A 21677-nucleotide genomic window follows, 5' to 3' on the forward strand; every position below is an offset into this window, starting at 1 on the left:
GCTCAGGAGCGCCCGAGCACGTAGTGCAGCGCCGCCGCGCCGGCAATCATCCCGCTGGCCTGGGAGGTCACGATCGAGGACATAGGCATCGGGAGTTCGCTGTGGTGTGCGGCGTCGCCGGCGGCGAGGACCCCCGGCGTCGATGTCCGCTGCCACGCATCGACTCGGATACACCCCGATTCGTTCAACTCGAGCCCCAACTGCTCGGCGAAGGGCGCCGACTGAGTGAACGCGGGCGTCACGAACATCCCGTCGACGTGCACTTTCTCGCGCGACCCTGGCGACTCGGCCTGCGCGTCCAGCTCTAGGTCGAGGCCCCCGTCGCGACGGACGATCGAACGCACGCGCCCACCGACCTCCAGTACCCGAATACCGATCGGGGTGAGCATCGCTGTCAACCGGGCCACGTGATCCTCGGCGACATCGAGGGCCACGGTTCCGCCCGCGAACTCGTGCCCGTGGCAGAACGGGCAGTGTGCGACCTCTCGACCCCAGGCCGACGCGAGGCCCGGGGTATCGGGTAGCTGATCACGCACACCGGTGGCCAGCACTACCGCCGCGGCTCGTGAGGTGGTTTCTCCGCTGGTCACGACGAATTGGTCGCCGACCGCCGTCACGTGATCGACGGTGGCCTCACGCACGGTGACCGTGGCGTAGGCGGAGACGTCACGGCGTGCGAGTCGGCGGAACTCTGCCGGGTCTATCCCATCGTGAGTGAGATAGTTGTGGGCGTTGTGGACGGTCGCGTTTCGGTAGCTTCCCGAGTCGAAGACCAGGACCGAGCGGTGCAGTCGGCCGAGGGTCAGTGCAGCCTGCAACCCGGCGGGTCCGCCCCCGATGACGATGGCGTCGAACAAGTTTGCCTCCTGGTGGTTGATGCGAACACCAGTGTGTGAGTTCATGTCGACATGAAGTCAAGCGATACGCCCAACGCCCCACGATCGATCGGCGCCGCGGCTGCTGCGTTCGGTCTCGAGACGCACGTGCTGCGGTTCTGGGAAGAGAGGGCACTGCTCCAACCGGCGCGAGACGCCGGTGGCCGACGGGTGTACGGCGACGCCGACCTGGTTTCGATCGCGGTCATCGTGCGAGGCAGGGCGGCGGGCATGAGCCTCGATCGCATCGGCGTACTGCTCCGCGGCGGCCCCATGCACGCCCGACATACCGTGCTGACCGAGCACATTGCCGAACTGGATGCTCGCATCCACCAGATGGAGATGGCGAGGGCGATGGCAGTGCATGCATTCGAGTGCGACGCCCACGACATCAGGACCTGCCCCGTCTTCCAGGCCACCGTCGCCGACGTTCTCGGTGGTGCGACGTTTCGGTCGGCCACTACTTCCGGGGCAGCGACCCGTCCTCGATCATGAAGGCGAACATCTCCTCGAGCGACTCGCGCAGCGGACGGTAGGTCACGCCCAGCTTCTCGCGGCTCTTGCTGTTGTCGGCGCGCCACGGGTGGTCCATGCTGCGCTCGATGAAGGTGCGGTTCTGTCCGAGGAACGGTGCGGCCGTCTTCACGATGAACTTCGGCAGTCCGTTGCGGGGGATCGGGTACTTGCTGCCGTACTTCGGGCGCAGTTCCAGCGCGAGATCGAGGATGCTGCTCTCGTGCCCGGAGATGATGTGGCGACCCTCGGCGTCGGGTAGGTACGCGGCGGCGAGGTGCGCATCTGCGACGTCCCGCACGTCCACCACTCCGAAGCCCACCCGGGGGGCGCCCAACCGCAGCACCCCGTTGCCGAATTGGCTGACGATGTTGAAGCTCTCCGACGTCGGCTTCGGTCCGAGCGACGGGCCCACCACCAGCGAGGGGTTCACCACGACCAGCTTCCAGCGGTCCTGGGCGTCGGCGATCTCCCACGCCTTCTTCTCGGCGAGGGTCTTCGACAGGCTGTAGGGCTCGTAGGTCAGGCTCGCGCTGGTGTTCCACACCTGCTCGGTGATGCGCCCGCCCGGTGCCTCGGCGGTGTCCCCGGCGTCGGAGGCGATGGCGGCGACGGAACTGGTGAGCACCACACGGGTCACCGACGGCGTGCGGTTGGCGGATTCGAGCACCGTTCGGGTGCCGTCCACCGCGGGGTCGACGAGTTCGCGCTGCGGGTCCTTGACCGAGGTGGTGAAGGGCGAGGCGGTGTGGAAGACGATGCCGACTCCCGCCATGGCCTCGTCGTACGAGCCGTCCTTCAACAGGTCGGCGGCGAAGAGCTTAAGCGTGCCGGGCGCAGTGTCGGCGAGAGCGGTGAGGTGGCCGACCTTGGCCGGGTTGGCGGGGTCGCGAACCGCGGCGTGCACGGTGACCCCGGCATCGAGGAGGTCCTTGACGATCCACCCGGCGACGAAGCCGGTGGCGCCGGTCACGAGTACGGGGATGTCGGTGTCGATGTCGTATGTGTGTCCGGCAGGTACGGATGTCATGACGCGAAGTCTAGGGACGCTCCGATTCACCTCGTGCACTCGAACCCGCTTCGGGACGCAGATCACAGGGTTCGGAGGTGAACCGGCAGCGCGAGCCGACCGTCTCGATGGCCTGCGCGCCGCCAGTGTGGGCGATTCTCGCGCAGACCATCGAGACGGGTCGCAGCGCTACAGGTCGATGATGTTCGGGGTGTCGGCGGTCAGGGTGACGACCTTGTAGCCGAGGATTACTCCGTGGCACTCACCGTCCTTCTGGGCGATGGCCGTGAGTTCGGTGCCTACCTTGAGGTTCGGGAACTTGTAGAGCACCCGGTCTGCCGGCGCGTCGTACACCCCGTCGAAGAAGTAGTCCAGGCACGCGCCGTACGAGCTGCCGTCCTTGTTGGTTCCCGTGACGTACAGCGACCGGGCTGCGCCGGGGGTGGACACGATGGCCGTCGGGACGTCGGCCAGCGCGGGTGGGGCACCGATCACGAGGGCGGTGGCGGCGACGCCTGCGACGGCCATCGAAGTGGCGACGGTACGAACACGAGTGGAGTGCGGAAAACGCATGTAAGTGCTCTTTTCTCTGAACGTTCGAGCATGAGCGGAAGGTGTGCCTTGCCGACAGATGAGTTCGGGGGAGAACGGTGACGCCCGCGGGCAACCGGTCCGCCGTTTTTCGACGGGCCCGCTGTGCATTCCCCGGGTTGGGTTCGATCACACTTCCAGAAGTTAGAGTAATCAATCACATCCGAAACGGAGGACACGGTTGCATAACGAGGTTGGACGGCAACTCAGCTGTCCGGGCTCAGTCGCAGGAAAGCGCCGAGCTGGGGGAGCCCCGCCGGTGTGGTCGGCAGGTGATCGGTCAGCTGCGGGGAGCGCACGATGTACGCCGCCCACTGCCCACGCGAGAGGGCCACGTTGAGCCGGTTGCGCGAGAGCAGGAAGCTCATCCCGCGCGGAATCTCGTCCACGGCCGAGGCCGTCATCGACACGATCACCACCGGCGCCTCCCGACCCTGGAACCGATCGACGGTCCCAACCGGTGTCTCGGTCAGCCCGGCAGCGTCCAGCGTGGCTCGCAGGAGCGCCACCTGCGCGTTGTACGGCGCGACCACCAGCACGTCGTCCGCCGCCAGGGGGCGCGGGGTGCTGCCGGCGTCCACCCAGGTGCGCCCGACGAGCGAGTGCACCAGCTCGGAGATTCTCTGCGCTTCCTCGCCGGACTCCACCGAGTGGCCCTCGTGGTCGACGAGGACGGTGTGGATCCCGGGTTCGACACCCACCAGCGAGCGTTCCGGTGCCACCGAGGTGAGTCGACCCTCGTAGGCGAGAGTCGACACCGCATCGCACACCGCCGGGTGCATCCTCCATGTGCGGTCGAGGAAGTAGCCGAGGTGGGCGGGGAGGGTGTCGTGGCCGGCGCAGAGCCACCCCAGTGCCGACTGGTCGACGGGTTCGTGATGGCGCCCGACGCTGACCTGCGGCAACTGCTGCGGATCGCCCAGTAGCAGCAGCCGCCGAGCATTGCGTGCGGCGGCGATGGTGTTGGCCAGGGAGAACTGCCCGGCCTCCTCGATCACCAGCAGGTCCAACGGCTCGGTGAAGTCGTCGTCCTTGGCGAAGGCCCACGCGGTTCCGCCCAGCACGCACCCGTCGGGGTGATCGGTGAGGAACCGCCCGGTGTCGGTGCCCACCGAGGTCCACGCGGCACTGGCCGAACCGCCCTTCTTGGCCAGGCGATCGGGGCCGATACCGGCGCGCGCCACCGCAGTCAGCATGTTCTCCACGGCTGCGTGCGACTGCGCCACCACGCCCACCCGCCAGTGATGACGCTGAACCAACTCGGCGATCACCGCCGAGCCGGTGTGGGTCTTCCCGGTGCCCGGCGGGCCCTGGACGGCCGTGTAGCTGTGGTCGGAATCGAGGAGAGCCGCCACCATCGACTCGGCGGGAGTGCTCGCACGCGGCAGCGGCGCACCGGAGTGTGTGCGCGGCGGGCGGCGCCGCAGGATGTCGATCGCAGGCCCGTCGATCAGCGCCCCGGTGGCCGTCAGCGCCGCCAGCTGCTCGGTGGCCGTGCGGGTGATGGAGTCGGTGAGGGGTTTGCTCGACGGCCCGGCCGTGGGTGCCAGGGCGACCGGTCGCGCATCGTACTCGGCGGCGACCCTGGTGAGCCTCTCCTCGACGACAGCCTCGGTGCGGTCGGGCGAGAGATCGACCACCGTTGCCTTCATGGTCCAGCGGGCAGTCGGATCGAGGACCTCCTCCGACCAGTCGGGGGCGGGGGGCTCGTAGAGCACGTACACGTCGTGTCCGAGGCCGCCGTCCACCGCCTCGCCGACCAGTCGAGTGGTGCGGCGGGGTAGGCGGTTACCCACCTTCGGCTGCCAGGGCTCGCACTGCGCCTCGGTGACCACGAACGTGCCCTTGGTGTCGGCCCACTCGTCGATGGGGCTGCTCAGCCTGTCGAAGTGGCCCCACCAGAAGGGTTTGTCCTCACGGCGGTGATAGCCGATCGCCGCGGCGAGCATCGCCACGGCCCGCTGATCGTCCGTCCGCCCCGAACCAGCGAATTCGGTTCCCGCACCTGCGAATTCGGTGTCCGCGCCAGCGAACTCCGTCAGCGCGAGCTCGAGGTCGGTGCGCTCGTCCGGTTCCGGTGGCGTCGGCTCGGTGTCGAGAGGTTGCACGCCGTGCTCATGCGCTGCCCGCAGCAGCCAGTCCCGCAGCTCGAGGGTGGAGCGGCAGTCGTAGCGGTTGTACTCCGTGATCTCTCGCAGCACCGCCTCGGCCTCGTCGGTGGCGCCGCGATCGAGCAGGTCGGTGTACCTGGCGTACTCGGTGATCGACGCGGCCGCGTCGGTGACGTCGCCGTCGCGTGCGCCCGCCATGTACAGGGGCTCGAGCTTCTTCAGCGAGTACGAGCGTGCACCCACGCGCAGCGACGCCCGCACGATCGGGAACAGGTCGACCAGCACGCGCTTGCGCAGCAGGTCGTCGATCGCGGTTTCGCCGATCCCGTGACGCCCGGCCAGACGCAGCAGTGCCGTTCGCTCGTACGGCGCGTAGTGGTAGACGTGCATCGACGGGTATCGCGCGCGCCTGGCGTCGAGATAGTCGAGGAACTGCGCGAACGCGCGCCGCTCCTGCGCGCGGTCGTGGGCGAGGAACGGGCGGAACACCGGCTCGTCACCGTCGTTCTCGAGCACCCCGAACAGGTACTCGAGCCCCCAGTCGGGGTCGCCGCCCTGCGACCACAGCGGATCGCCCTCGAAGTCGAAGAAGATGTCGCCCGCGACGGGAGCGGGCAGCGCGGCGAGCGCTTCGGGCGCGACGAACTCCGCGACGGGCTGCCCCGAGTTCTCCTGACGGACCTGCGCGGACGCCTGCGCCCTGAGCGAGTCGAACGTGCGCCGCGCGACGCCCGGCGGGGGCGTGGTGGCGGCGGCCAACTGGTCGATGGTGGCGATGCCGCCGTCGATCAGTCGCTCACGCTGCACTGATCGCATCCCGGCCACCAGCAGCAGATCCCGCGTTCGCTCGACCTCGGGTGTGCAGGCGTCGCAGCGACCGCAGCATCGCACGCCGGTGAGCTCCCACGACGCCGGCGAATCGGAGCGTCGATGCTCGCGCAGCAGGCGTACGACACCGTCGCGGGCGCGCCGATACACCGGCCGCACGTCGGCGACGTCGACCACGACGGTGGACCCGTCGCCGAGGATCAGACGCGCGGTGTCGGCCACCGGGACGCCGACGGCCTCGAGGGCATCGGCGTAGGCGGCGATCTGCAGGATCGACGACACCTGTTCGTGCCGTGCGAGTTTGGTGTCGATCACCGCGTACCGATCGGTGTGTGGATCGAGAACCAGGAAGTCGCTGAAGCCGAGGAATGCCGTGTCGGCCTCGCGGGTGAAGATGGTGCCCTGGTAGATCACCGGTGCACGCCGCGCCACGGCGGCCAGGGTTGCGTCCGCGCTCGCCCGGATCTCGGATTCGATCCGCAGCGAGCCCGGCCGCCCGATCCTCACCACGCCGTCGCCGAACTGGCTACGGAAATCCCAAAACACTCCCCGCTCGTGCGCGGTGCCCAACCGGGACAGGCGCTCGAGCATCGGATCCGCGACCGGGTCCGCCTGTATGCGACCGAGATGGACATCGAGGTTGCGGAGCAGCGAGAACTCGCACGACGACGCCGCGGTGAGATCGGCCGCGCTGTGCACCAGGGTGCTGGGGCCGGCGGCCGTGGCGCCGTTCAGGAAGAACACGACGCGGACTTTACGTTCGCGGACCGACAGATCTGGGGGAGACTGTCGCCATGCCGTTCTTCCAGGGAGCCCGCGGACGCGTCCACTACCGGCGGTGGGACGCCGACGACCCCCGGGCCGCCCTGGTGTTCCTGCACGGACGCGGCCAGCACACCGGCCACTACCACCGCTTTGCCGGCCGGCTCGGCGATGCGGGTGTGACGCTGTGGGCCGTGGACCACTACGGCCACGGACTGTCCGAGGGTGACGTCGACGCCGAGTCCGACGGCACCGACTTCGACCTCGAGGAACTGCTGGTGGGGATGGCCGAGGACGCGGCATCGCTTGCTGCCATGGTTGTCGCCGAGCACGGCGATGTGCCGGTCTCGCTGATGGGCCACTCGCTCGGAGCGGCCACCGCGGTGCGGGTTCTCGCGGCACCGCAGGCTCCGGGCTTCGCGTCGGTGGTGCTCTGTGCCACCCCGCCCCGACTTGTGACCGCGGAGGCCGTGAACGCGGTGACCCGACCGGATCGGCCGATGCTGGCGCTGCACGGCACCGACGACCGCATCGTTCCCATCGAGTCTGCCCGCGCGGTGCTCGGGCCCATCGAGGTGGTGGCCTTCGACGACGCCGGTCACGACCTGCTGCACGAGAAGGTGCACCGGGCCGTGACCGACGAGGTCATCGACTTCCTACCGATGACTCATCTGCCGCCTGAATAGATGTCGGCGATGGCGTCGGCGTACTCGGCGTGGATGACGTTCCGCTTGAGCTTGAGCGTGGGGGTCAGCTCGCCGCCCTCGATGCTGAAGTCCGTCTCCAGGATCGTGTACTTCTTGATGGCCTCGGCGGACGAGACCTTCGCGTTCGCGGCCGCCACCGCCTCGTCGATCTCGGCGATGAGGTCGGGGTTCTTCTTCAGCTGCGCGATCGTGGTGCCGGCGGGCAGGTTGTGCCGCTCGATCCAGCCCGGCAGAGCTTCGGGGTCGAGGGTGAGGAGGGCACCGATGAACGGCTTGGCGTCGCCGACCACCAGGCACTGGCTGACCAGCGGGTGCGCGCGAATCGAGTCCTCGAGCCCGGCCGGGGCCACGTTCTTTCCACCGGCGGTGACGATGAGCTCCTTCTTGCGGCCGGTGATGGAGACGTACCCGTCCTCGTCGATGGTGCCGATGTCGCCGGAGTGGAACCAGCCGTCCTTGATGGCATCGGCGGTCGCTGCGTCGTTCTTCCAGTAGCCGTCGAAGACCATCGGACCCCTGAGCAGCAGCTCGCCGTCGTCGGCGACCTTGATCGTGGCGCCCTCGACCGGGCGGCCCACGGTGCCCACCCGCTGGTTCTCCACGGTGTTGACCGTGACGGCGGCGGTGGTCTCGGTGAGGCCGTAGCCCTCGTAGACCGGCACGCCCGCGCCGCGGAAGAAGTGGCCCAGACGCGCGCCGAGGGGCGCTCCACCGGAGACCGCCTTGGTGCAGTTCCCACCGAGTGCCGCTCGGAGCTTGGAGAACACCAGCTTGTCGAACACCGCGTGCTTGACCGTGAGCACCAGACCGGGCTTGCCCTTCTCGGTCGCCTTGCTGTACTCGATCGCCACCTCGACGGCGGCATCGAAGATCTTGCCCTTGCCGCCGTCGTGCGCCTTCTGCTTGGCCGAGTTGTAGACCTTCTCGAACACGCGCGGCACCGAGAGGATGAAATCGGGCTTGAACTCGGCGAACTGCTCGAGCAACGTGGTGGTGTCCGAGGTGTGGGCCACGGTCACCTTGTTCTCGATGGACCCGAAGGACACTGCCCGCGCGAACACGTGCGCGAGGGGGATGAAGAGCAGGGTGCGCTGACCCTCGTACATCGCATGTCCGAGGGCGATGCGCGCGGCCTCGGTCTCGGCGGAGATGTTGCGGTGCTTCATCTGCACGCCCTTGGGCCGACCGGTGGTGCCCGAGGTGTAGACCAGGGTGGCCACGGACTCGCCGGTGACCATGTGGCGACGCTCGTGCAGCTGCTCGTCGGTGATCGACGCGCCGCGGGTGATCAGCTCGTCGATGGCGCCGCCGTCGATCACCAGGGTCTCGCGCAGCGCGGGCGCACCCTCGGTGACCTCCTTGAGGCGGTCACGGTGATCGGTGTTCTCGACCACCAGCAGCTTGGTGGCGGAGTCCTCGAGGATCCACTGGGCCTGGTCCGGTGCGGAGGTCTCGTAGATGCAGACGGTGCATCCGCCCGCGGTCCAGATGGCGTAGTCCAGCACCACCCACTCGTAGCGGGTCGCGGCCAGAATGGCGACGCGGTCGCCGAACTCGATGCCCGATGCCATCAGGCCCTTGGCCACACCCGAGACCTGCTCGACGAACTGGCCGGCGGTGATCTTGCGCCATGCCTTGGTCTTGGGGTCGCGAAGTTCGAACGCCACCCAGTTGGGGCTTTCCTTCTGGTAGCGGAAGATCGTGTCGGCCATGGAGACGTTGTCGTCGACGGTGTAGGTGGCGGGCACCGAGTATTCGCGCACTGTGGTGTGGCCTTCCTGGTGAGGGCGGATGTGATGTGCATTGCATCACAGCCCAATTGTGCCAGTGATTCCGGGTCCCGTCCGGTTCGACCGTTTTGCGAAGGGTCGGCACCCTTAGGGCCACGCACCTCGCACCGGGCGTCGTGGGTGGGTCTCTGCACTAGACTGCCCTGCATATGAGTACTTCCGAGCCGTCAGACGACCCGAACGCCGGGATCGCCGGCGACAGCGATTCGGTCACCTTCGCCGATCTCGGTATCGACGACCGGGTGCTGCGTGCGCTGTCCGACGTGGGCTACGAGAGCCCGTCGCCCATTCAGGCAGCAACCATTCCGCCGTTGATGGCGGGCAGCGACGTCGTCGGGTTGGCCCAGACCGGAACGGGCAAGACGGCGGCGTTCGCGGTGCCGATCCTGTCGAGACTCGACGTCGAACGCCGCGCCCCGCAGGCCCTGGTGCTGGCGCCGACGCGGGAGCTGGCGCTGCAGGTGGCCGAGGCCTTCGGCAAGTACTCGGTGCACATTCCCGGCCTGCACGTGCTGCCCATCTACGGCGGCCAGGCGTACGGGGTGCAACTGTCGGGTCTGCGGCGCGGAGCGCAGATCATCGTCGGCACGCCGGGACGGGTGATCGACCATCTCGCCAAGGGAACGCTCGATCTGTCGGGTCTGGACTACCTGGTGCTCGACGAGGCCGACGAGATGCTCAAGATGGGCTTCCAGGAGGACGTCGAGCGCATCCTGGCCGACACCCCCGAGTACAAGCAGGTGGCGCTGTTCTCGGCGACCATGCCCGCGAGTATCCGCAAGATCTCCAAGCAGTACATGCACGATCCGGTGGAGATCACCGTCAAGACCCGCACCTCCACCGCCCCGAACATCACGCAGCGCTACGTCCAGGTCTCGCATCAGCGCAAGCTCGACGCACTCACCCGGATCTTCGAGGTCGAGGATTTCGAGGCGATGATCATCTTCGTGCGCACCAAGCAGGCCACCGAAGAACTGGCCGAGAAGCTCCGGGCGCGCGGATACTCGGCGGCGGCGATCAACGGCGACATCGTGCAGGCGCAGCGCGAGCGCACCATCGGCCAGCTCAAGAACGGTCAGCTCGACGTGTTGGTGGCCACCGACGTCGCCGCGCGCGGGCTCGACGTCGATCGCATCTCCCACGTGGTCAACTACGACATCCCGCACGACACCGAGTCGTACGTGCACCGCATCGGCCGCACCGGTCGGGCGGGGCGCACCGGTCAGGCCCTGCTGTTCGTCGCCCCACGCGAACGCCATCTGCTCAAGGCCATCGAGAAGGCCACGCGCCAGCCGCTCACCGAGATGGCGCTGCCGAGCGTCGACGACGTCAACGCGCAGCGCGTGGCCAAGTTCGCCGACTCGATCACCGCCAGCCTGGCCTCGCCGTCGGTCGCGCTGTTCCGCCGTCTGATCGAGGACTACGAGCGCACCCACGACGTCCCGCTCGCCGATATCGCCGCAGCTCTGGCCACCCAGTCCCGCGACGGTGAGGCGTTCCTGATGGCGCCGGAGCCGCCACCCGCCGAGCGTGAGCGGGTGGAGAAGGGCGCGCGCCGTGAGCGGCCCGCCAAGCAGTTCGACGATCGCGGTCCGCGCAAGAGTCGGCGCGGCGATCAGGAACTGGCCACGTACCGCATCGCGGTCGGTAAACGTCATCGTGTGGTGCCGGGCGCGATCGTCGGTGCCATCGCCAACGAGGGTGGACTGCGGCGCAGCGACTTCGGGCACATCAGCATCCGGCCGGATCACAGTCTCGTCGAACTCCCGGCGAACCTCTCGCGCGAGACCTTGGAAGCGTTGCGCCGCACCAGGATCAGCGGTCAGTTGATCCAGCTGCAGCCCGACACCGGTCCGCCGCGGCGCTAGCTAGTACCAGTCCCAGCTCCCGTACTGCTCGACGGGCGTGGAGTTGATGGTGTGCACGGTCCAGTCGGTGCCGTCGTGTTCGAGGGTTGTGATGCCCGCGTTGCGAATTCGCGGGGACGGGCTTCCGAGGATGGACCCGATCACAGCGCGGATCACTCCGCCGTGCGCCACCACGATCACCGCCGACTCGGGGTGCTCTGCCGCGATGGCGTCGATGCGCCGCCGGGCACGCCGCAGAAGATCCCGGCGCGATTCCATCCCGGGGTACTGCCCGTGCGGCCAGGTGTGGAAGGCCTCGAAGTCGGTCATTCCCTCGGCGGCGCCGAATCCGCGCTCGACCAGATCCTCGTGCTCGATCGGGTCCGGCAGGCCCAGTTCCGTACCGATGATGCGGGCGGTTTCGGCGGCTCGTTGCAGCGGGGAGGTGATCAGGGTGCTCCAGCCTCGCACGGCGAGCGACGGCGAGTTGAACTGCACGGCGAACGACGGTGAGTTCAGTTCCTCGGCGGCGCGGCGGGCCTGTGCGCGGCCGGTGTCGTTGAGTTCGATGTCGGAGGACCCCTGCAGGCGCCCGTGGATGTTCCAGTCGGTCTCGCCGTGTCGCACCAGCGCAAGAAAAGTCATGATCGGGACCAGACTAGCGAGCGGGTACCGTCGGAGCGGTAACGAGTGTCCACTCGAGAGGGAGAGGCGTTCATGCATCTGGCACTGACCGATGAGGAGCAGGCGTTCCGCGAGGAGATGCGGACCTTCTTCCGCGAGAAGATTCCCCTCGAGATTCGCGAGCGCAATGCCGCCGACGAGAACATCAGCAAAGAGGACGCTGTCACCAGTCTGCGGATCCTCAACGAGCACGGACTTGCCACACCGCACTGGCCGGTGGAGTGGGGCGGCAAGAACTGGACCGCCATGCAGCACCACCTGTACCTCGACGAGCTGCAGCTCGCGTCGGTGCCCGAGCCGCTCACCTTCAACGTCTCGATGGTCGGGCCCGTCATCGCCACCTTCGGATCGGAGGAACAGAAGAAGCGGTTCCTGCCGCCGACGGCCAATTGCGACATCTGGTGGTGCCAGGGCTTCTCCGAACCCGAGGCGGGATCGGATCTGGCGTCGCTGCGCACCACCGCCATTCGCGACGGCGACGAGTACGTGATCAACGGCCAGAAGACCTGGACCACTCTCGGCCAGCACGCCGATTGGATCTTCCTGCTCGCGCGTACCAATCCTGATGCCCCGAAGAAGCAGGCGGGTATCTCGTTCATTCTCGTCGACCTCACCACGCCGGGAATCGAGATGCGTCCGATCAAGTTGATCGACGGCAGCTACGAGGTCAACGAGGTGTTCTTCGACAACGTTCGGGTACCGGTGGACAACCTCGTCGGCGAGGAGAACGCGGGCTGGACGTACGCGAAGTTCCTGCTCAGCAACGAGCGCACCTCGATCACCCGCATCGGCGTGACCAAGACCCGTCTCGCCGAGGCCAAGCGCAAGGCCGCCGAGACACGCACAGCCGACGGCACGCTGCTCGACGACCCGGTGTTCGCCGCCCGCTTCGCCGAGCTCGAGAACCAGATCCTCACCCTCGAGCTCACTCAGCTGCGCATCGTCTCCGACTACGCGGCTGGTAAGGAGAACCCGGCGTCGTCGGTTCTGAAGCTGCGCGGAACCGAGTTGCAGCAGGCCGTCACCGAGATCGCGGCGGACATCGCGGGTGTCGATTCGCTGCCGTACGAGGCCGGACCGAACATCCCCACCTCGTTCTGGGCACAGCGCACCGCGCCCACGTACCTCAACTACCGCAAGACCTCGATCTACGGCGGTTCCAACGAGGTACAGCGCACCATCATCGCGTCCGGGATTCTCGGGCTGTGATCACACGAGTTCGACTCGGGAAAGGTAAGGGGCTGTGAAGTTCGACCTCGACGACGAGCAGAAGCTGCTTCGGGACACCGTGCGTGACCTGCTGACCAGGAGCTACGACCTGGACAAGCGGAAGGCGGCGCTCGAGACCGAACGCGGCTGGAACGAGTCGGTGTGGAAGCAGTTCGCGGAGTTGGGTCTACTGGGTCTGACCTTCGCGGAGGAGGACGGCGGCACCGGTGCCGGCTCGGCGGAGATGTATGCGGTCATGGTCGAGATCGGTCGGGCGCTGGCCCCGGAACCGCTGCTGGACTGTGTGATCGTTCCCGGCGCCCTGGTCACTGCGGCGGGCTCCGCCGCGCAGCGCGCTCGTGTTCTGGGCCCGGTCGCCGAGGGGCACTCGCTGCTGGCGTTCGCGCATTCCGAGCCGGGCCTGCGATGGCCGAGCCGGGATCTGCGCACCACCGCCACCGAGACCGACGGCAGGTGGACGCTCACCGGGGTCAAGAACCCTGTGCTGCACGGTGACTGCGCTGATCTGTTCGTGGTCAGCGCTGCCGTCGACGGCGGTGGGCGCGGGCTGTTCCTGGTCGACGCGTCGGCCGAGGGGGTGGCGCGCACGCCTTACGCCACTCATGATGGCCTCCGGGGTGCGTCGATCCAGTTGACCGGCGTGGTGGCCGAGCCCCTGGCCGAGGGTGACGCGGACGCCGCGATCACCGAAGCCGAGGTCACCGCACAGGCGGCCCTGGCAGCCGAGGCCATCGGTGCGATGGAGCAGGCGCTGGCACTGACGACCGGTTACCTCAAGCAGCGCAAGCAGTTCGGGGTCACGCTCTCGAAGTTCCAGGCCCTGACCTTCCGTGCGGCGGATATGTACATTCAGGTCGAGTTGGCTCGGAGCATGGCCATCTACGCAGCTATGTCGCTGGCGGACGGCGCTGATCCGGTTGTCGCTTCCCGGGTCAAGCTCCAGGTGGGCCGGTCGGCGAGAGTGGTTGCGCAGGAGTCGATTCAGCTGCACGGCGGTATCGGCGTCACCTACGAGTATCCGGTCGGTCACTACGCCAGTCGGTTGTTGGCCATCGAGCATGCCTTCGGCGGCGCCGACGACCACCTGCGGGTGATCTCCGGTGTCCTGCGTGAGCACGAGATGATCAGCCCCGCCTGAGGTTCGTCCGTCAGGCCCATCTGCGCCGCGTGGTCAGGCGACGCCGATCACGCGGCGGGGTGTGTGGATGGTTCGTGTGGACTTGGCTCGAACCACCAGAGTGATCGCCACGACCGCCATGGCTGCGGCCACCGCGGCGACGCCCGTCACCGAATCGGTCCGCGGTCCGGCCAGTCGTCCCTGCGCGATCCAGGCCAGGCCCCACGCGATCGAGAGCATCGGTGCCAGCCTGCCGCCGCCTGCCATGGCGATCAGTGCTGCGACCCCGATCGCTGCTGCCAGCACCACCACCGACCACGCCGTCGCACCGGCGGTCACACCCAGATCTGCGAGCCACGCCGAGACGTTGGCCAGGGTCGCCACCGACACCCAGCCGAGGTAGAGGCCTACGGTGCCGTCGACGATCAACCGGTCGGCCAGGGTGGGTGCGGGATCGGTGGTGACGAGGGTGAACGTGTACACCAGCGTCACCAGCAGCGCGACGATCACCAGAACGCTCAGCCAAATTGCGCCGAGCTGCACCGAGAGAATCCACGCCCCGTTGAGGGTCATCGATACGGCGATGGGGATGCCGAGTCTGCGTTGGCGCGCGGACGTGGTCTGAGACGGGCGAGCCTGGTAGATCGTGTACGCGATCAGACCCAGGTAGATCACCGACCAGATCGAGAAGGCGGGCCCGGCGGGCGCGACGAGTGTCGACGTGGCGCTGAGGGCGCCGCCGGCGACCTGAGCGATCGGTGTGCCGATCACCGCGCCCGATCCGACGAGTGAACCCACGACGGCGATGACGGCGCCAAAGACGACGACCATCTGGCGTGTCCGATCGGGGATCGATGTTGCTCTGTCGACCATGATGTTCTCCGGCGTCTCGCTGGGCGGGCTGTAGCGGGCACTGATACCGGTCCATACCCGGTCCGTGGCGACCCGAAACCTGTCGATCGCCCTGAAGTGTCCATTTTTTCGAACGTTACTCGTGGGTTGATCGCACGTTCGGCAGACACTTACACGACTACCCAAAAACCCTGCACCACAATGGCTGACACCGCAATTGTTTCTTTTTCATAACAGAATTGGAACGGGGTAAACAATGGTCGCTAATGGCTGTCACGCTGTGGCTCACGCCACCACTGAACGGGCGTTCACCGGGTCGGGTCGGAAACAATTGGGAGTTCACACATGAACAGAGCCACCAAGGGCGCACTCGCCGCGGGCGCCGCCGCGATGCTGCTCCTGGGCGGGGCGGGCAGTTACGCCCTGTGGAGCGACAGCGAGTCGGTCACCGCGGGAACGGTCACGGCCGGTGTCCTCGACATCGCGCTCACCGGTACCGGGCAGTGGTTCGACGCATCGCCCGATCAGACCCGCGTCGCCATCGATCCTGCGGGCACCTTCCGCATGGTGCCCGGCGACGTGCTCGAATACAACGCCACGTTCACCATCACCGCCACCGGCAAGAACCTGACGGCCACCATCAGCGCGGTCCCGAGCTCGGTCACGTACACCGGCGGGCTGACGGCCACCAACGCCGCCATCACCACCTCCGCCACCATCGGCGGGGTCCCGGTGGCCAACAACACCCTCACCAGTGCGGACACCGGCAAGACCGTGGATGTGGTGGTCCGGTTGACCTTCGACCGCGCGACGCCCAACCAGGTCGGCCAGGGTGGAACGGTCAATCTCTCGGCGTTCCAGGTAGCGGTCAACCAGACGCGGGCCTGACAGCGGGTCCGTGAGCGTATCTCCCACGCGGGGCAGGGGTCTGGATCGGCGAGTCCTGTTCGGCGCGACGGTGGCAGCGGTGGCTGCACTGATCCTCGGATCGGTGCAGTCCACCGGTGCGCTGTGGCGCGACACGGCCAGCACACCGCTGGGCACGATCACGGCCGGCACCCTCTCGCTCTCGACCGGCGCCGGATCGAACCCGAACTACACCTTCACCGCCCTGGCCAAGACCGGCATCATCACCGGCGACTTCGTACAGAAGCCGTTGACCATCACCAACACCGGCAGCGCCCCGCTCGCCTACTCGCTCACCGCGGCCGGTCCGTCGGTCTCGGCAGGGCCCGCGGTGACGGTGACCCTCGCCGGTACCGTCGTCGCGTCCGCCGCCGGGTGCACCGACACCAACACCCCGGTCGGTGCCACGGCCTTCACCACCTTCACCTCGGGTTCGACCAGTGCGGCGGCAACGTCGACCTCCCGCCCGTTGGCTGTGGGGGCCAGCGAGATCTGGTGCATCCGTAGCACTCTCGCGACGGCGACCGCGTCCGCCCAGTCCACGTTCACCATCGTCTTCTCGTTCGGAGCGGTCTCGACATGACTCACGCCACCAACGCCCCCGTCGATCAGCACACCGGACCCCTGTGGTGGGCGGGTCGGGTCCTGTCGTTCCTGGCGCTGTTCTTCCTCGTGGCCGTTCTGTTGATCGCGGTGGTGATTCCCAAGATCGCCGGGGCGCAGCCGTACACCATTCTCACCTCGTCGATGGAGCCGAACTATCCGCCGGGGACGTTGGTGGTGGTGCGCCCGACGGATTCGAACTCCATTGCCCTCGGCACGGTGGTCACCTATCAAATTCGCTCGGGTGAGCCCGAGGTGATCACCCATCGTGTCGTCGGTATCGGCTTCGACAAGGACGGCAAACGCGTCTACACCATGCAGGGCGACCGCAACTCGGCACCCGATCCCACACCGGTCAAGCCGGTGCAGGTTCGCGGCACGCTCTGGTACTCCGTTCCCTACCTGGGTTACGTCAACAACTGGTTCAGTGGCAGCACCCGTGCGTGGGGCATCTACCTGGCCGCGGGTGCGTTGGCGCTCTATGCCCTGTGGCAGTTCGGATCCGCAGCGCGCGAGAGGATTCGACGGGATCGGACCGCTTCCGAGCAGCACTGGGAGCACGCCGGCCCATGAGCGCTGTCCTGCGTGTCCTCATCAGCGCCCGGGCACGGGCGCTGATGTCGCTGGGCATGGTTCTCGGGCTCGGCGCCGTCGGTACCCTCGCGGCCTGGTCCACCTCGACCACCACCACCTCCGGTGTCTTCTCCACCGGTACCGTCGACATCAGGCTCGACGGCAACCAGGGCACCCCCACGCCGTATCAGGTCGTCTTCACCTCGCCGCTCGCCCTGTTGCCGGGCCAGAGCACCGCGGCAACCCTGCCGGTGCAGAACTCGGGGAGTCTGCCGTTCACGTACACCATTTCTGCGGTGGGCTCGGACGCGCTGGGATCCGCCCTGACCTTGACCGCGAGATCAGGTGCGGTGAGCGTGGTGGGCAATGCCTGCACGGGCGGCACGGCTCTCACTCCCGCGCCGGGTTCGCTGGCCACGGCACAGCCGGTCGGGGGAACCCGCGGACCCCTCGCAGCGACCTCCGGCACCGAGACCCTGTGCCTGCAGTTCCAATTGCCCACCACCGCAGCCAATTCTCTGCAGGGCGCGACAGGCAACGTGGTACTCACCTTCACTGCGACGTCGGTGTAGAGCCATGACCGACACCGGGCCCTGCATCCCACCGCCGCGGACACGGCGGTGGATCCGCGAGACCGCACTGACCCTCGGCGCCGTCGCCGGTCTGGTCTGCATCGCACTTGCCCTGTGCACCATTGCCTTCGGGATCACGCCCCTGGTTTTTCGGTCGGGGTCGATGGGGCCGAGCATCCCCACCGGATCGTTGGCGATCGGCCACGAGGAGCCGGCCACCAGTGTGACGGTCGGCGACATCGTCAGCGTGCGGCGTGACGACGGCAGCCGCATCACCCACCGCGTGGTCGCGCTCGCTCCACCTGTGGGGAACTCGGTCTCCATGACTCTGGCCGGTGATGCCAACTCGTCGCCGGACCCCCAGCCCTACGTCGTCGACTCGGTGGTACGGGTGATCGCGAGCGTGCCCTACGCCGGCTACGTGGTGTCCTGGCTGAGCAGCCCCTACGCAATTGCGCTGGGAGCGTTGGCGTCACTGCTGCTCATCAGGATCGCGCTCCGACCCGACGGCGCTGCGGGACCGACCGGCGGACGCCGCTCGCAGCCCGGACGCCCCTCGCAGCCAGGTCGCCATCGCCGCCAACCGGAGTCGGGCCGCCACACCCGACGGCCGGTGGTGATGACGAGTGCCGTTGTCGCCGTTGCCCTCACCGCCGCAACGGTCGGTGCCGGCCTATCGCGATCCGAGATCACCGCGGCGGCACTGACCGATACCGCCCAGGCCCGTGCCACGGTCAGCGCCGCTACCCTGACCCGCCCGACGAGCTTCACCTGCACCACGACGGGCTTCCTGCTCACTGCCGCGTCCCTGACCTGGGTGGGCTCGAACCCTGCGTACGGCTATCGACTGGTCTACACCAGCACGCTCGGTGGTTCGGTCACCCAGGACCTCCCGCCGGGCGCCACGTCGGCGGGACCGCCGAGCGCAATCCTGAACCTCTTCACGCAGTGGACGGTCACCCTGTTCTCGCGGTCGTCGAACTTCGTGTCCGCTACAGGTCTGAGCCGCACGATCAGCGTCACGTCCCTCATCGGTCTCGGTGTGCTGTCGAGTTGCGTCACCAGCGGCACCACCACCTCCCTGGCCGCCCAATCGGCCCGCGTCGCCACGACGACAACGCCCACCACCACGACCGCGCCCACCACCACGACCGCGCCGCCCACCACCACCACCACCACCACGACCGCGCCGCCCACCACCACGACCACCACCACGACCGCGCCGCCCACCACGACGACCGCGCCGCCCACCACCACCACGACGGTGCCGCCCACGACCACCACCACGCCGCCCACCACTACGACCGAACCGCCCACCACTACGACGCCGCCCGCCACCACCACGACCGCGCTTCCCACCACATCGGAGCCCTCGGTGTCACCGCGGTTCGTGGCCGAGGGATCGGCGCAGAGCAGCGGCGGGTTCACCGCGTCGGTGAGCGGGTCCACCGTCACGGTCACCGACTCCACCGGAGCGAGCGTGTACACCGGAACCATCACGCCCAGTGCGAAATACGGGTCAGGGGTGGTGTGGGGAGCCGATGGCAACCTCTATCTTCTTGCCCCCTCGACGGCGCCGCTGCGCGTGGTGCCGGGCGGCGGCGTCACTGCAGTGCCGACCGATCAGCTACCCGGCGATGTTGCCGCCCTCCTCTGAGAGGGGTCAGTCGATCTGCCCGGCCACCGTCTCGGCGCAGAGGGCTGTGAAGGCGGTCGGCACGTCATGGCCGCCGGCGATGAGCGCGGCCAGCAGGATGCGGGCCTGCCCGGCACGGTAGTAGCCGGTGCCCAGTGCGCCTGCCTCGATGAGGTCCGCTCCACCGCCACCGCCGCCGTAGGAGGTGATCACCGGACCGTGCGGCACGCGGGTCGAGACGGCCACCACCACTCCGGCGCTACAGGCGGCGTGCACGGCAGAGACCATGTGCTCGTTGGTGTTTCCCGATCCGAGTGCTTCCAGTACCACCCCGCGCGCTCCCGCGGCGACTACGGCGTCCAATTGCACACGGTCGCACCCGGGGTACAGCGCCACGATGTCCACGCGCACGCCCGCTATCCGAACCGGCTCGATGGTGGTGCGACGGCCGACGCCGGTGGGGGTGGGTCGGGTACCGAATGCGGCGGCAGCGTCGGTGTTGAGCTTGATGGTGGCGCGGACACCGAAGACCGATCCCGCGAACACGATGAGCGCTCCGCGGCCGCGGCTCGCAGGGTCGAGAGCGACGTCGATGGCGTGGGCGAGGTTGGCGGGGCCGTCGGCGTCCGGGTGGTCCGCGGTGCGCTGGGCGCCGGTGAAGACCACCGGGCGTGGGTCGTCGTGCATCAGATCGACCAGCAGAGCTGATTCCTCGAGGGTGTCGGTGCCGTGCAGCACCACCACACCGTCCGTGCGCCCGTCGGCGAGCGCGGCGGCCACGGCCTCGCGAACCCGATCGAAGTCGCGCAGACCCATAGCCGCACTGTCGATGGACATGATGTCGACCACGTCGATGTCGGCGTCGGGCCGCGGGCTGCCGGCCACGGCAAGGGTGTCGACGCCGGAGACGGTGGGGGTGCTCACGCCGTCGGCGTCGTACGTGCTGGAAATGGTTCCGCCCGTGGTCACCACCGCTATGTTCGGCACTGCTCAACCTTAGCCTTGGTCAGGGCCTCGCGGTGCGGGCAACCATATCCTCGAGGATGGCGTCGACGGTGGCCTCGGAGTCCACCTTGTTGTCGCCGATGCCGCCGGTGGCGCCGCGCTTGGCCCACCCCACCACGTAGGTGCGCTCCACACGGGTGCCGTCGGCGTTCACCACCCGGCCACCCTCGTTGCGGATGGTGCCGCGTTCGTCGTCGTAGGGAAGCCCGGCAACCGGTTCCCCGCGGTACCCGATGGCCAGCAGCACCCGCTGTGCCGGCACGGTGACGGGGCCGTCGGCGCTGTCGAACTCGATCGACTCGACGTGATGGGTGCCGTGCATGGCGACGGGTGGCCGGTCGAAGGCGAAGACGATGCGCGGACGCGTCGGCAGGTCACCGAGCGCGACGCGGGGAACGTCGGCGAGCGGGGCGGCTGCCGCCGAGGACGGCAGGGCGTCGAGACGTTCGAGGTCGTCGCCGGTGACGACCACCTCCACCGAGGTGCGATCCACCAGCGCCTGGCACTCCGACCGTGTGAAGGCTGCGTGTTCGGGTCCGCGGCGGGCAGCGATCACCACTTCGCGCACCCGCGAGTTCTTCAATGCCTTGAGCGCGTGCTTGGAGATGTCGGTGCCCACCAGGTCGCCGAGGTCGGCGGTGAGGATGCGTGCGACGTCAAGGGCGACGTTGCCGTTGCCGATCAGCACCACGCGGTCCACGCCGTGCAGGTCCACCGCGTCCTTCGCCACCTCGGGGTGTCCGGTGTACCACCCGACCACGGTGCGGGCGCTCATGAATCCCGGCAGCCGGGTGCCGGGAATGTCGATGGGCCGATCGGCAGCGGCCCCGGTCGCGTAGACCACCACATCGTGTTTGCTGGTCAGGCCGGTGTGGAAGATGTCACGGCCCACCGTCACGCGCTTGCGGGTCTTCACGCGCGGGGCGATGAACAACAGCTTGAAGTGTGTGTTGATCCTGCGGGTCCCCACGTGATCGGGTGCGACGCCGTAGCGGGCGAGCCCACCGGGCTTGCGCAGCTTCTCGTAGAACGTCACGCGGGTGTCGCCGAGCCGAAGCAGCGCCTGCGCGGCATAGCACGCGGCCGGTCCGGTGCCGACGATGCCCACCGAGAAGCTCGGGAGGCTGTTGACCAGCGTGGGCGGGAACTTCGGCGGCTTCCACGGGTGCTCGGCGGAGACGCCCTCGTAGTAGTCGGCGTTGATCTGCGCGTAGATCCTCTGATCCGGGGCGAGCAGGTTCACGCGCACGATCGCGTCCACCGGGCACGCGTCGGCGCAGGCACCGCAGTCGATGCAGGCGCGTGGGTCGATGTGTAGCAGGTCCGTCTTGCCGAAATCGGGTTCGTCCGGCGTGGGGTGGATGCAGTTGACGGGACAGACCGCCAGGCACGACGCGTCGTTACAGCAGTTCTGGGTGATAGCGAACGCCATCGGGTAAGACTCCCGGGTCTCGGGCGAGAGTGGG

At 68.1% G+C, this 21677-nt stretch carries 19 protein-coding genes; 10 read left to right on the top strand and 9 right to left on the bottom strand.

Annotated elements, in window-relative coordinates:
* Positions 1-2 precede the first annotated feature (2 nt).
* Positions 3-902 (bottom strand): NAD(P)/FAD-dependent oxidoreductase, encoded by a 900-nt coding sequence (locus ACY48E_RS01655; RefSeq protein WP_462870305.1) that lies wholly within the window; start codon positions 900-902, stop codon positions 3-5.
* Between the two features lie 6 nt (positions 903-908).
* On the opposite strand from ACY48E_RS01655, the gene ACY48E_RS01660 reads away from it, so the two are divergent.
* Positions 909-1370: a MerR family transcriptional regulator gene (locus tag ACY48E_RS01660; RefSeq protein ID WP_462870306.1), complete on the top strand. Its 462-nt coding sequence runs from the start codon at positions 909-911 to the stop codon at positions 1368-1370.
* Here ACY48E_RS01660 and ACY48E_RS01665 read toward each other — a convergent pair.
* From ACY48E_RS01665 to ACY48E_RS01675, 3 genes are all read right to left on the bottom strand, one after another.
* The gene (locus tag ACY48E_RS01665; RefSeq protein WP_462870307.1) at positions 1336-2418 is read right to left on the bottom strand and encodes an NAD-dependent epimerase/dehydratase family protein; all 1083 of its coding nucleotides are present in this window, start codon (positions 2416-2418) and stop codon (positions 1336-1338) included. The genes ACY48E_RS01660 and ACY48E_RS01665 overlap by 35 nt on opposite strands.
* A 168-nt stretch (positions 2419-2586) precedes the next feature.
* Positions 2587-2925: a hypothetical protein gene (locus tag ACY48E_RS01670; RefSeq protein ID WP_462870308.1), complete on the bottom strand. Its 339-nt coding sequence runs from the start codon at positions 2923-2925 to the stop codon at positions 2587-2589.
* A gap of 269 nt (positions 2926-3194) precedes the next feature.
* The gene (locus ACY48E_RS01675; protein WP_462870309.1) at positions 3195-6671 is read right to left on the bottom strand and encodes a TM0106 family RecB-like putative nuclease; all 3477 of its coding nucleotides are present in this window, start codon (positions 6669-6671) and stop codon (positions 3195-3197) included.
* A 50-nt stretch (positions 6672-6721) separates the two neighbouring features.
* Between ACY48E_RS01675 and ACY48E_RS01680 the strand changes: the two genes are divergently transcribed.
* Positions 6722-7375, top strand: a complete 654-nt coding sequence (locus ACY48E_RS01680; protein ID WP_462870310.1) for an alpha/beta hydrolase — start codon at positions 6722-6724, stop codon at positions 7373-7375.
* Here ACY48E_RS01680 and ACY48E_RS01685 read toward each other — a convergent pair.
* A complete protein-coding gene (locus ACY48E_RS01685) occupies positions 7357-9159 on the bottom strand; it encodes an AMP-dependent synthetase/ligase (RefSeq protein WP_462870311.1) in 1803 nt (600 codons plus the stop codon). The genes ACY48E_RS01680 and ACY48E_RS01685 overlap by 19 nt on opposite strands.
* A 176-nt stretch (positions 9160-9335) precedes the next feature.
* On the opposite strand from ACY48E_RS01685, the gene ACY48E_RS01690 reads away from it, so the two are divergent.
* Positions 9336-11054 (top strand): DEAD/DEAH box helicase, encoded by a 1719-nt coding sequence (locus ACY48E_RS01690; protein ID WP_462870312.1) that lies wholly within the window; start codon positions 9336-9338, stop codon positions 11052-11054.
* Here the strand turns inward: ACY48E_RS01690 and ACY48E_RS01695 are convergent, their stop codons facing one another.
* Positions 11055-11678, bottom strand: coding sequence for a histidine phosphatase family protein (locus ACY48E_RS01695; RefSeq protein ID WP_462870313.1), 624 nt, complete (start codon positions 11676-11678; stop codon positions 11055-11057).
* Positions 11679-11750: 72 nt separating this feature from the next.
* On the opposite strand from ACY48E_RS01695, the gene ACY48E_RS01700 reads away from it, so the two are divergent.
* Positions 11751-12926 carry an acyl-CoA dehydrogenase family protein gene (locus ACY48E_RS01700; protein ID WP_462870314.1) on the top strand — a complete coding sequence of 392 codons (1176 nt, stop codon included), beginning with the start codon at positions 11751-11753 and terminating at the stop codon, positions 12924-12926.
* Positions 12927-12960: 34 nt separating this feature from the next.
* Positions 12961-14085, top strand: coding sequence for an acyl-CoA dehydrogenase family protein (locus ACY48E_RS01705; RefSeq protein WP_462870315.1), 1125 nt, complete (start codon positions 12961-12963; stop codon positions 14083-14085).
* Positions 14086-14118: 33 nt separating this feature from the next.
* Here ACY48E_RS01705 and ACY48E_RS01710 read toward each other — a convergent pair whose 3' ends face one another.
* A complete protein-coding gene (locus ACY48E_RS01710; protein WP_462870316.1) occupies positions 14119-14937 on the bottom strand; it encodes a TspO/MBR family protein in 819 nt (272 codons plus the stop codon).
* A 324-nt stretch (positions 14938-15261) separates the two neighbouring features.
* On the opposite strand from ACY48E_RS01710, the gene ACY48E_RS01715 reads away from it, so the two are divergent.
* The 5 genes from ACY48E_RS01715 (at position 15262) to ACY48E_RS01735 (ending at position 19227) form a co-directional block, all read left to right on the top strand.
* Positions 15262-15804, top strand: coding sequence for an alternate-type signal peptide domain-containing protein (locus ACY48E_RS01715; protein ID WP_462870317.1), 543 nt, complete (start codon positions 15262-15264; stop codon positions 15802-15804).
* A gap of 79 nt (positions 15805-15883) precedes the next feature.
* A complete protein-coding gene (locus tag ACY48E_RS01720) occupies positions 15884-16405 on the top strand; it encodes a hypothetical protein (protein ID WP_462870318.1) in 522 nt (173 codons plus the stop codon).
* Positions 16402-16998 (top strand): signal peptidase I, encoded by a 597-nt coding sequence (locus ACY48E_RS01725; protein ID WP_462870319.1) that lies wholly within the window; start codon positions 16402-16404, stop codon positions 16996-16998. The genes ACY48E_RS01720 and ACY48E_RS01725 overlap by 4 nt, the downstream gene beginning before the upstream one ends.
* Entirely contained in the window at positions 16995-17570 is a 576-nt protein-coding gene (locus ACY48E_RS01730; RefSeq protein WP_462870320.1) for a SipW-dependent-type signal peptide-containing protein, read from the top strand. Before ACY48E_RS01725 ends, ACY48E_RS01730 begins: the two co-directional genes overlap by 4 nt.
* Positions 17571-17574: 4 nt before the next feature.
* Positions 17575-19227, top strand: a complete 1653-nt coding sequence (locus ACY48E_RS01735) for a signal peptidase I (protein WP_462870321.1) — start codon at positions 17575-17577, stop codon at positions 19225-19227.
* Between the two features lie 6 nt (positions 19228-19233).
* Here ACY48E_RS01735 and ACY48E_RS01740 read toward each other — a convergent pair whose 3' ends face one another.
* Positions 19234-20193, bottom strand: coding sequence for an asparaginase (locus tag ACY48E_RS01740; RefSeq protein WP_462870322.1), 960 nt, complete (start codon positions 20191-20193; stop codon positions 19234-19236).
* A gap of 19 nt (positions 20194-20212) precedes the next feature.
* On the bottom strand, positions 20213-21643 hold the full coding sequence (locus tag ACY48E_RS01745; protein ID WP_462870323.1) for an FAD-dependent oxidoreductase: 1431 nt from the start codon (positions 21641-21643) through the stop codon (positions 20213-20215).
* Positions 21644-21677: the final 34 nt, after the last annotated feature.

This window comes from Rhodococcus sp. AZ1 (genome assembly GCF_054979605.1).

Bases quoted from the DNA above. Each gene is read 5' to 3' on its own strand.
- ACY48E_RS01655 (WP_462870305.1), bottom strand. From the start codon at position 902: ATGAACTCACACACTGGTGTTCGCATCAACCACCAGGAGGCAAACTTG.
- ACY48E_RS01660 (WP_462870306.1), top strand. From the start codon at position 909: ATGAAGTCAAGCGATACGCCCAACGCCCCACGATCGATCGGCGCCGCG.
- ACY48E_RS01665 (WP_462870307.1), bottom strand. From the start codon at position 2,418: ATGACATCCGTACCTGCCGGACACACATACGACATCGACACCGACATC.
- ACY48E_RS01670 (WP_462870308.1), bottom strand. From the start codon at position 2,925: ATGGCCGTCGCAGGCGTCGCCGCCACCGCCCTCGTGATCGGTGCCCCA.
- ACY48E_RS01680 (WP_462870310.1), top strand. From the start codon at position 6,722: ATGCCGTTCTTCCAGGGAGCCCGCGGACGCGTCCACTACCGGCGGTGG.
- ACY48E_RS01690 (WP_462870312.1), top strand. From the start codon at position 9,336: ATGAGTACTTCCGAGCCGTCAGACGACCCGAACGCCGGGATCGCCGGC.
- ACY48E_RS01695 (WP_462870313.1), bottom strand. From the start codon at position 11,678: ATGACTTTTCTTGCGCTGGTGCGACACGGCGAGACCGACTGGAACATC.
- ACY48E_RS01700 (WP_462870314.1), top strand. From the start codon at position 11,751: ATGCATCTGGCACTGACCGATGAGGAGCAGGCGTTCCGCGAGGAGATG.
- ACY48E_RS01710 (WP_462870316.1), bottom strand. From the start codon at position 14,937: ATGGTCGACAGAGCAACATCGATCCCCGATCGGACACGCCAGATGGTC.
- ACY48E_RS01715 (WP_462870317.1), top strand. From the start codon at position 15,262: ATGAACAGAGCCACCAAGGGCGCACTCGCCGCGGGCGCCGCCGCGATG.
- ACY48E_RS01725 (WP_462870319.1), top strand. From the start codon at position 16,402: ATGACTCACGCCACCAACGCCCCCGTCGATCAGCACACCGGACCCCTG.
- ACY48E_RS01730 (WP_462870320.1), top strand. From the start codon at position 16,995: ATGAGCGCTGTCCTGCGTGTCCTCATCAGCGCCCGGGCACGGGCGCTG.
- ACY48E_RS01735 (WP_462870321.1), top strand. From the start codon at position 17,575: ATGACCGACACCGGGCCCTGCATCCCACCGCCGCGGACACGGCGGTGG.
- ACY48E_RS01745 (WP_462870323.1), bottom strand. From the start codon at position 21,643: ATGGCGTTCGCTATCACCCAGAACTGCTGTAACGACGCGTCGTGCCTG.